Below are 2,061 nucleotides of genomic sequence, written 5' to 3'. Positions count from 1 at the left end.
GTACTGTTTGCGAAATAATTTACCCGTGTCCCGCAACCTAAGTTATTGATAAAATTTGAATTTTACGTTAGTTAGTAGCTGGTTTTTTCGAAAACAGTACACTAGGTCAGTGTTTTTGTTTTGATTGTTTTCGGGCTCTTGAGTCGCGTAAGGCCGAATATACCTATCTACCCGGTCCGACCGAGTAACCAGTAGTCCGGTCATGCTTTCGAACACTGTGGGCACAGCTTGGATGTTTTGAAGCCCTGGAGTGCCCGCTACGCGCAAACCATCCCTTGTGACGTCGCCGTCCTCACTCACGATCAGCGCTTGGGGAAGCTTGGGATTATCATCAAAAAACTGAAATAGATGTTCAATCATTCTTTGAGCATGAGTGGTGTTATCCGCCTCTTGCCACAAAAAGAGCGTCACGCCTAAGGTGGCGGCATTTCTACCCGTGAGTATGCTGTCCGCAGCACCCGTATCTGATGGTTGTTTAGGCGGCGCGAGTGCGAACGTCGGAATGGGCCAATAGGCTACCGATGCGCCCGCAGAATGCTGGAACGCCACACGGGTTTTTAAGTCCCTGCTGATTTCGCGCGAGTCAACTGACGCGTCATAATCTTTAGGGTCTCGCGAGTAAATGGAAACGAAGTTGTTGTTATTCTTTTTAACGAACTCCCAGATTTCAGTTTGGTGATCATGGTATATCCCGACTCCTACACCACGAATTTCCAATGAATAGGTCCGTTGTTGCGTGGCATGTTGTTCGGCGTTTTGAACCATGACTTGGTTTTTATAATCAGCCAGTTCTGCTTTTTCATGTGCTACGGCTTTACCCCACCAGTGACCGCTGAAAGCCAGTAGTGTTGCGCCCAGAATCGCTGTGATGCCCCATCGCATAACTGAACTCATATCACGAAGTTCCATATTAGTTTCCTGAGCTTTTATATAGACAAGCAAGACGAAGCCTATCCAGAATGTTAGCAAAATCGCGGCTATCCAGAGATAAGGCTTCAACCCCGGTCGAAGAGATTTTTTTTGTCTACGCTCTCTCATTTAGCGTTCTCCTTCGCAGATGAGCTCAGGACCAGGGACGGTGGTGCAATGGGAACCAGGTCGGTTGAGGGAAATGTTCCTTCTTGATAATAGCTATAACTGGCCCTCACTAATTGCTGTGCACTGCCATCAAGCCGCACCCATCCAGGTAACTTTCTTATTTGTTCAAATCTTTTCCTGTCTATTTTCCAATCCGCAATCGCCACCAGCACATCACGTATCGCCGGATCATCCAGGCATTTAGCCTGGCCAATAGCGATGTCCATTGCCGTCACCCAGCGATGATTTTCCGGGCTGCGCAGTATGCCTGAGTGATAGGAGTTTTCGCTCCAGGCATCACGGTTTTTCTCCATACGTTCTCGAGCTTCTCTTGGCGTTTCCTCCCTTTGGTAAATATAGCCTGATAAAACGTTGGCATAGTTTCGGGCTCTTCCTACCCGTACTTGGCGGGTTTTCTTTTCTGGATCATCAGAAAGCGCGTTGAAACGTTCTAATGCTTGGCGCTTCGTCACTTTTGGACCGTCATATTCAGTGGGCATTTCTATCCATAAGAACGTAGCGGCGTCCTTCCCTAACGCAACGCTTTTGCCAACGTCGTCTGGCTTATCCAGGCCTGAAGTTGTTGATGTGCCAGTTTCCGCTTCGCCGCCGAACATTTCTGGTTCATGAGGTGGAGTCAGCGCTTCTGCATTGATAAGGCGCTCTTGTCCTTCCAGGATAGGCGCGCGAGCAATCATACCGGCTCCAAATGAGCTACCTGGGTATCGAGCTTCGCCTGTGGCACGCATGAGTTCAGGTTGTGGCGTGTTGCCGATCAGGATCGCCTCGCCATAGCGATGACGCTTAGTCCACATGCGTTGATAGAAGCGTAGTTGCTGGAGCACCATCATTGCCATTCGTCCATCAGGTAGTGTGCTGTCTCAAAAATAAATGCTCTGTAAAATCGTCTATTCTTGCTCGTTGATTACACCGTTGGAGGCGAAGAAATGAGCGCCCAAGATATCGTCCTGAGTCCTGAAGAAA

The 2,061-nt window shown here is 48.8% G+C and carries 1 protein-coding gene and 1 pseudogene; both read right to left on the bottom strand.

The genetic code is table 11. The annotated features are described in order from the left end of the window. Window positions 1–102 precede the first annotated feature (102 nt). Window positions 103–1,038, bottom strand: a pseudogene (locus DW49_RS0123890) (type VI lipase adapter Tla3 domain-containing protein); the annotation flags it as partial. After that, on the bottom strand, window positions 1,035–1,928 hold the full coding sequence (locus DW49_RS0123885) for an effector protein Tle3 domain-containing protein (RefSeq protein ID WP_024421454.1): 894 nt from the start codon (window positions 1,926–1,928) through the stop codon (window positions 1,035–1,037). The pseudogene DW49_RS0123890 and the gene DW49_RS0123885, both read right to left, overlap by 4 nt. Window positions 1,929–2,061: the final 133 nt, after the last annotated feature.

The sequence above is a fragment of the Pseudomonas avellanae BPIC 631 genome, from assembly GCF_000444135.1.
In the GTDB taxonomy this organism is placed as follows: domain Bacteria; phylum Pseudomonadota; class Gammaproteobacteria; order Pseudomonadales; family Pseudomonadaceae; genus Aquipseudomonas; species Aquipseudomonas avellanae.
Note: the sequence above shows the minus strand (reverse complement) of the source record. Positions and strands in the feature narration are given on the sequence as shown.

Excerpts from the sequence above, each read along its gene's own strand:
- DW49_RS0123885 (WP_024421454.1), bottom strand. The coding sequence starts at position 1,928 with ATGATGGTGCTCCAGCAACTACGCTTCTATCAACGCATGTGGACTAAG.